Genomic DNA, 7,153 nt, shown 5'->3' with positions numbered 1-7,153 from the left:
ACGCCTAACCCTTAGCTCAACTCGGACCCCGCCTGCATTGCCTTTCGCTCTCTCTCAACATTCCGCTACCTCGGCTCCGCTCAGCGCCTCGGTGCAGGCGGGTCCGGTTAGCTTCATTCGTTAGGCGCTATGCGTAACCCCAAAGGTCCCCACCTCACTTCCAAAATAGTGGTCTCGTCTCTGACCTCTTTCGCGGTTGTGGTGAGTTTATGTGGGGCTGAGAGATTCCCGCGTGAAGGGTTTACCAATGCTGGCGGGTCTGGGATTGGAAAGCTTGATGGCAAGGATTTTTCGATTACTCACTTAATTCGCTACAACCTTCATCGCTTTATCCTTTGGTCATCAATCCAAACCACAGATGGTTACTTGAGCAAGATGAAGGAACTTGCGATGTTCGATATCCTTGTTGAAGATACAAGCCAATACTTTGTATTTGGCGAAGGTATGTGCAAACGGAATGGGGTCTTTGATCCAGAAATCATATGTTTGGTAAGGCCTTCCAGCGACGAGTTCCAGCCAGCCGTGAAGGCATGGAGAATCAACCGGCGTCTTAAACGATTCGAACCCATCAGCCCTAAGGGCGTCGAAGGCAAGAACGAAGGATACGGCGCCTAACCCTCCGCTCAACTCGGACCCCGCCTGCATTGTCTTCCGCTCTCTCTCAACTTCCTGCTTCCTCGGCTTCGTTCAGCGTCTCGGTGCAGGCGGGGCCGGTTAGCTTCATTCGTTAGGTGCCCCCGTGATACCAGCACTACTCCTCTCAGTTCTGGCTCAGGTGCCTCCTCCAGTTGCACCTACTACGCAAGACAAAGCGCTTGAGGAATCGCTTCTCCGAAGCAATGACGACCTCAACCCCTTCCCTGGCGTCTCAAGGGCGCTTCTTGTCAAAGCGAGCAAATCCCAAGACCTTGGTTCCAATGAAATGCTCGATCGTGCTTGGGCTTACTACGGTAAATTCCGAGGCGCTTGGATGCCCAAAGCACCAAAACCTGATCCACAAGAAATCCAGCGATTTGAAAGCTTCGCTGCCGAGCAAAAGGCTCTTCCTCTTCCGTCATGGATCACCAACCCTCCGGGGGACGCCAACAAGGGGGTCCGAAAACTTGTACTGAACACTGAAGACCCCTCATTCCAGGCATTCAAACAAACCAAAGAAACGCAAGCTGTTAAGGCCTTATGCCTAGTGCTAATGACAGAACATGAACTCGACCGCCCTAATGCGGCTGCCAAAGCTGCGAAATATCTATATCTGCTCCTAGAACAAACGCCTTTCGATCCTGACGCAAGAATGCTCTTTGCCAAGATGGCGACTGATGCCAAAGATTTCAATTTCGCCTGGTACAACGTTCGAATTGGTGTCTACTTGACTCCGGAACCCAGCAGCAACGATCTCGAATTCATGTGCTTCATCGGTAGCTTTGCGGCGAAAAGTCAATGGGGCCCCATTCAGGCCTCAATTCGTGCATTGGCTCCCACCCCAGAAATCGCAATGCAAGTAATCGAAAAGCAGGGCATCCTTTTCACTGACAAGGCAAAACCACACTTTACGGCTTCACCCAAATGAGACATTCCCCGAGTTGCGCCCAGCACCTAACCCTCCGCTCAACTCGGACCCCGCCTGCATTGCCTTCCGCTCTCTCTCAACATTTTGCTATCTCGGCTTCGTTCAGCGCCTCGGCGCAGGCGGTGCCGGTTAGCCCACCCGTTAGGCGCCTCCATCACGAAAGGACGAAACATGGCCTCTTACCTGACACTGATGTATCTCGTGTCACTCGGTCTTGGATATGTTCTCGCCTTTACTCAAGCCACATTGTTCATCGGGAAAGCATTGAGTGATGCTGGAACCCCTACCGGGTATCAAGATGCGATAACGCCCCCAAACTTTGCCAAATTTGCCATGTTGGTCTACGCAGTTGGCTTTGCTTCTATTGCGTACGGCATCTGGGCGTTTGGGTTCTTGGTAGGGCTCGGTACTGCTATAGGCCTACTCCTCGCAACCTCTATAAATATTGCCATTCTCCTACCGAAGAAAGATGGACAGCACTTTAGGAAACTGATCATACATTCTCTAATCAATCGCCACGCCGACTACTTAAAATCAAACGATGCTCTACGGGCTTCAGTCCTTGCTGAATTTCTCGAAAAACTCGATGTTCCAGTAGAGAAATTCGCCACTTCAATGGGGAAACACGACGGCGCCTAACCCTCCGCTCAACTCGGACCCCGCCTGCATTGCCTTCCGCTCTCTCTCAACTTCTCGCTTCCTCGGCTCCGCTCGTCGCCTCGGTGCAGGCGGGGCCGGTTAGCTTCCTTCGTTAGGCACACCCGGCGTCTTCCCTTCGCCTTCTGGGTCTGGTCCTTCTCAATCGGGTTTCAGGTTCGGCCCCTTGGCTTCGCTGGTCGTGAATCTCTCGGGCCTGGCGGCTTCGGCTGCTCATGAATGGCGGGCTTGCGCTGGTGCGCTCTTTCGTCGTTCTCCTGCGGGGTCCGCGGTGAATCCATCGGCTTCCCATGGCATCCTGGCTTCGCCATTCCTCAACTCGCTCCACCGTTGGCGCAATCCGCTTTGGTTCTTTGCCTTTGGGCTCGTCTGCGTGAATGCCCGTCCTTGTTCGGTCGGCATTCCCTTCAGCCGTTCTCATCCCAGCGTCTCGGCAGCTCGCGTGGGCTCCAGTTTCATGGGGTGCCTAACCTCTCGCTCAACCCGGACCCCGCCTGCATTGCCTTCCGCTCTATCTCAACTTCCCGCTTCCTCGGCTCTGCTCAGTGCCTCGGTGCAGGCGGGGCCGGTTAGCTTCATTCGTTAGGCATTCACCAAGGAGCACGCCTGAGGTCGATCGAAAAACTCGCTCTATGGTTCATCCCTGCGCTGCTTCTCACGATTATTCTTCCGGCGATACTCACGTTTCTCACAGCGGGAGGTACGCCCGGGCCTGGATCCCGCTCCTTGGTTTCATTTGTAGCGGTTCTTAGTGGACTTTCCTATCTGATTGGGCATGCCGTGATTGGGGTGTGGCTGCTATATCAACCACACAAGACGATTTCCAGCAGCCGTATTTGGTTCATCTTCGGATTGGTCGGCGGCTTCTGGGCACTCGGCATCTTCCTTCTCGTTCAAATCCCTTCAGTTTGTTCTGCACTCGAAAGTGGTGGTCCAACTTCAGCGCCATCCTCGAATGCCTAACCCCTAGCTCAACTCGGACCCCGCCTGCATTGTCTTCCGCTCTCTCTCAACTTCCCGCTTCCTCGGCTTCGCTCATCGCCTCGGTGCAGGCGGGGCCGGTTAGCTTCATTCGTTAGGCCTCCCTCAACCCATGAGAGTTCCATCCAGAGCTTCTGCTGCACTAATCGCTTCAGCAGGCTTTCAGCTATGCCTCTATCTCACCAAATTGGCCGGAGGCGAGTCCCTCACCGGCCTCATGGTCATTATTTTGATCGCCATTCCTGTTTTCGCATTCTTGTCCAATTGCCCCAGATCCGAAAAGGCCGTCGTCATTCCGGTTGTCCTGGTATTGCTCGCCCCATCCTCCTTTGATTGTTTTGCCTGGCTTACATTTCAGATCGGCGGCTTTGCCCCATAATCGGCCTAACCCTCAGCTCAACTCGGACCCCGCCTGCATTGCCCTCCGCTCTCTCTCAGCTTCCAGCTTCCTCGGCTCCGCTCAGCGCCTCGGTGCAGGCGGGGCCCGGTTAGCTCCCTTCGTTAGGCCTCGTGAAGCAGGCCTGTCTGATTACCGTTCAGCCTGCAAATTCGCCTGTTCGGCCATTCTGCTTGGGGTTTCGTGGCGGGCGTGCGTTCATGGTGGCAAGCCACACGTCGCTCTTTCCAATCCCCGCTCGGTTTTCCCGTCGCCTCGGTTCATGCCACGACAGAGCTGTGGGCTCGGCCTAACCTTGCGCTCAACTCGGACCCAACCGCACGTGTCTTCCGCGCTCCCGTGGTGGTTGGGATTCCCGTTCCCCTCCCATCGGCCGGCTGCGGTTGGGCCGGTTACCTTCGATCGTTAGGCGCTACTAATCCCAACAATGAGAACCTTCGCCGAATTTCATGACTCTCGAGTGAGATCCATCATCAGGAATGGGAATGAGGTCATCGTCGAATTCCCTCATGTCTATTTGCACGTGTTTGAGGGTGAGCCATTTCAATCCCCCGGAAACGGATGTGGCCAAGCTGGGCGCTTGATCTTCTCTGGTGTTCAGTCCTGCTCAATTCCAGAACTTCCGACGGAAGATGACGATGACTCTTTCGATGTCTGGGAAGGTTCAATCTGGGCTGATGACAATCATCTGAACAACGTCTTCGAGATCCCACTCCGCATCGCTGGCTCCGAAATTCGGACAGAAATACTGTTCAACCTGGGGATGGAATTCAAGATTTCATGCACCGCTGTCTCGTACACTGCTCTAAATGATCCACGATTTATCGAGCGTCTACGCGCCTAACCCCTAGCTCAACTCGGACCCCGCCTACATTGCATTCCGCTCTCTCTCAACCTCTCGCTTCCTCGGCTCCGCTCTGCGCCTCGGTGCAGGCGGGGCCGGTTAGCTTCATTCGTTAGGCGGCACCCTTGGCCCAAGATTTTCGGCAGTTTCTGACCTTGGCCCTTATCGCCTTGCTGGGCTGTACCAGAACAGTCACTAAACCAGATCTTTGCCAGCGGGCTGATAAGGTCAGAATGAACTCTTCCCTTCAATCCTTTCGCTACTGTGGTTCAAAGAATGGGTTCGACTATTTCTGTGGCGAAGAATTCGGCAGTTCACTGCCGAAAACGGTTTGCCTCCGGGTCCGTGAATCAGAGGGCGCAATCTCAGCTAGATTTCCGTACACAAGGAACCGCTCCCTTTGGAAATACTATGAATGCGAGATTCAGAAACCTTTGCTTTCTCTAAAGCCACAACCAATTCAGACCGAATTAGGCACTCTCTATCCCAAGCCGCCTAACCCTTAGCTCAACTCGGACCCCGCCTGCATTGCCTTTCGCTCTCTCTCAACATCTCGCTAGCTCGGCTCCGCTCGTCGCCTCGGTGCAGGCGGGTCCGGTTAGCTTCATTCGTTAGGCAGGTCTATGGCCTTACCTGATTCCCTAAAAAATTTATTAGTCATCTACCTGGTTGTACCAATTTCCTGGTCAGGCTTCAGCGCAAAGCCAAATTCTGGCTCGTCAACAAAATCTATAATTGGGAAATGGATAAGCGAAAAGTTTACCGGCTCTGGTAAAGACGATTCCATCAACACGATAGAATTCACATTCAAATCAAGCGGTGAATTTTCGGTGCTTGCTATATATTCAACTAAAGAAGTCGAACAAAAAACTGGCACCTACACTCTCTATAACAAATGGCTATGCCTGACCACAAAGCAAGATACCAATTGCTTCAGAATTGAATTGATTCATGGAAAGCTTGTTATCAATGATGAAGTGAATGATCTACAAGTTTGGCTTCATCGCAACCCCAAGCCGCACTCCTGAGTATCTAACCTGCCTAACCCCTAGCTCAACTCGGACCCCGCCTGCATTGCCTTTCGCTCTCTCTCAACTTCCCGCTTCCTCGGCTCCGCTCATCGCCTCGGTGCAGGCGGGGCCGGTTAGCCACATTCGTTAGGCGTTACCAAAGGCCGGGCTCTATCTGGCTTCGAAACCGTTCGGCCGGCAAAGCAACACCGTTCAGGGGTTCCCACCCACTCTCGCCAAGACTCTTGTCATCATCACCCGTCTTGGTCGGTACCCTGGGGCCACGCCCAGCCTTTCAAGACTTCTCGCCTTACGCCCCCTCGGTCTTTCCGAGTCCAAGAACGCCAGGTTCCGCGGCTTGAGGCGCGCAAAGATCTCATGCAGCGTCTCGCCTAACCTTCCGCTCAACTCGGACCCCGCCTGCATTGCCTTCCGCTCTCTCTCAACTTCTCGCTTCCTCGGCTTCGCTCAGTGCCTCGGTGCAGGCGGGGCCCGGTTAGCTTCATTCGTTAGGCGCTTGCCGTATGAACCAGGTCCTCATCGCTCTACTGCTCCTGATCTCATTACCAGGATTGGCTGATGACGGTCTGCGGACCTATCCTCCTACTCCTGAAAAAAGGGAACTGGTCCTTCATGTTCTGAAAGTCGGTCCGAGTGCTTTAGAAAGATCCTACGACTATGAGGAATACATCGACGCGGCAATCGATTGGTACTGCAAGGGTGACGCCACGATACTTCTTCCCCTGCTGAACGCAGAGGTGGATGGGTGCAATTCCGAAGCACTTGGCATGTTCCTTGGCAAGGAGCTACAACAGAACCCAGAGCTAATAATCAAAAGACTTTCCAGCTTTCCTGCGACTACCCAGAAACATGCGGCCATTCTTGGCTCTGCTGCCGACGGGGCTGGTTGGCCGCCAGCAACCTCTAAAACGATGCGGTCGAACCTCGCTAAACTAATGAAAAGCCCCGATCCAGCAATTCGCAAGACAGCTAAGCTATGGCTCTCAACACTGGTCAAATTTGAAAAACAGCAACAGAAAATGGGGTGACGCGCCTAACCCTCCGCTCAACTCGGACCCCGCCTGCATTGCCCTCCGCTCTCTCTCAACTTCTCGCTTCCTCGGCTCCGCTCGGCGTCTCGGTGCAGGCGGGGCCGGTTAGCTTCATTCGTTGGGCCGCTCGTTCAATGCGGTTTCTGAATCAGAGCGGAGGCACCAATAGCGTCAACCAGGCGCTGGTGCAGCCCATGGTCATAGTCGCCGCGGGTGTAGACCTCGACTTCCTTCAGGGCTTCGAGCCGCTGCTGTGCCGCCACGAAATTGCAATCAGCGCGGTCCTTCTCATAAGCAAGATCGGCTTCCAGGGCTGCCAGGTGCTTCAGGGCGCGGTGCCGAGGACAGTCCTCGGTGATACCCATGCTGCACAGGCACTCAACCATCGTCTCGATGGTCGAGCGGACGAAGAAGGCGGCGTCGTTCATGTTTTTCTCCTTCAATTGGTTGTCGGTTCGCTGGCCCAACCATGCCAATCAACTCGGACCCCATCGCTTCGCGCTGGTGCCGGTTATTGGCGGTCGTTAGGCCTCTCAAGAACTCCCAGAACAATCCCAACACCAAAGTCGTTATCAGCGCTCACGCCGCTTCATCAACCTGCTAGGGAATCCATCTTATGAATTGGCTTGGCATTCTTCTCGGTTTGGC

The 7,153-nt window shown here is 54.2% G+C and carries 6 protein-coding genes; 5 read left to right on the top strand and 1 reads right to left on the bottom strand.

What is annotated here, in order from left to right; translation table 11 throughout:
• Positions 1-129: 129 nt before the first annotated feature.
• From MLJ35_RS15710 to MLJ35_RS15690, 5 genes are all read left to right on the top strand, one after another.
• Positions 130-615, top strand: coding sequence for a hypothetical protein (locus MLJ35_RS15710; RefSeq protein WP_243385051.1), 486 nt, complete (start codon positions 130-132; stop codon positions 613-615).
• A gap of 355 nt (positions 616-970) precedes the next feature.
• Positions 971-1,564 carry a hypothetical protein gene (locus MLJ35_RS15705; protein WP_243385050.1) on the top strand — a complete coding sequence of 198 codons (594 nt, stop codon included), beginning with the start codon at positions 971-973 and terminating at the stop codon, positions 1,562-1,564.
• A gap of 171 nt (positions 1,565-1,735) precedes the next feature.
• Positions 1,736-2,203, top strand: a complete 468-nt coding sequence (locus tag MLJ35_RS15700) for a hypothetical protein (RefSeq protein ID WP_243385049.1) — start codon at positions 1,736-1,738, stop codon at positions 2,201-2,203.
• A gap of 2,863 nt (positions 2,204-5,066) precedes the next feature.
• Entirely contained in the window at positions 5,067-5,471 is a 405-nt protein-coding gene (locus tag MLJ35_RS15695) for a hypothetical protein (RefSeq protein WP_243385048.1), read from the top strand.
• 506 nt (positions 5,472-5,977) lie between these two features.
• Entirely contained in the window at positions 5,978-6,502 is a 525-nt protein-coding gene (locus tag MLJ35_RS15690) for a hypothetical protein (protein ID WP_243385047.1), read from the top strand.
• Positions 6,503-6,636: 134 nt separating this feature from the next.
• Here the strand turns inward: MLJ35_RS15690 and MLJ35_RS15685 are convergent, their stop codons facing one another.
• Positions 6,637-6,933 carry a hypothetical protein gene (locus MLJ35_RS15685; protein ID WP_243385046.1) on the bottom strand — a complete coding sequence of 99 codons (297 nt, stop codon included), beginning with the start codon at positions 6,931-6,933 and terminating at the stop codon, positions 6,637-6,639.
• Positions 6,934-7,153 lie beyond the last annotated feature (220 nt).

Source organism: Geothrix alkalitolerans, assembly GCF_022808885.1.
GTDB lineage: Bacteria > Acidobacteriota > Holophagae > Holophagales > Holophagaceae > Geothrix > Geothrix alkalitolerans.
Note: the sequence above shows the minus strand (reverse complement) of the source record. Positions and strands in the feature narration are given on the sequence as shown.

What these genes read in the sequence shown, in the direction of transcription:
- MLJ35_RS15710 (WP_243385051.1), top strand. Translation starts at nt 130, where the DNA reads ATGCGTAACCCCAAAGGTCCCCACCTCACTTCCAAAATAGTGGTCTCG.
- MLJ35_RS15705 (WP_243385050.1), top strand. Translation starts at nt 971, where the DNA reads ATGCCCAAAGCACCAAAACCTGATCCACAAGAAATCCAGCGATTTGAA.
- MLJ35_RS15700 (WP_243385049.1), top strand. Translation starts at nt 1,736, where the DNA reads ATGGCCTCTTACCTGACACTGATGTATCTCGTGTCACTCGGTCTTGGA.
- MLJ35_RS15695 (WP_243385048.1), top strand. Translation starts at nt 5,067, where the DNA reads ATGGCCTTACCTGATTCCCTAAAAAATTTATTAGTCATCTACCTGGTT.
- MLJ35_RS15690 (WP_243385047.1), top strand. Translation starts at nt 5,978, where the DNA reads ATGAACCAGGTCCTCATCGCTCTACTGCTCCTGATCTCATTACCAGGA.
- MLJ35_RS15685 (WP_243385046.1), bottom strand. Translation starts at nt 6,933, where the DNA reads ATGAACGACGCCGCCTTCTTCGTCCGCTCGACCATCGAGACGATGGTT.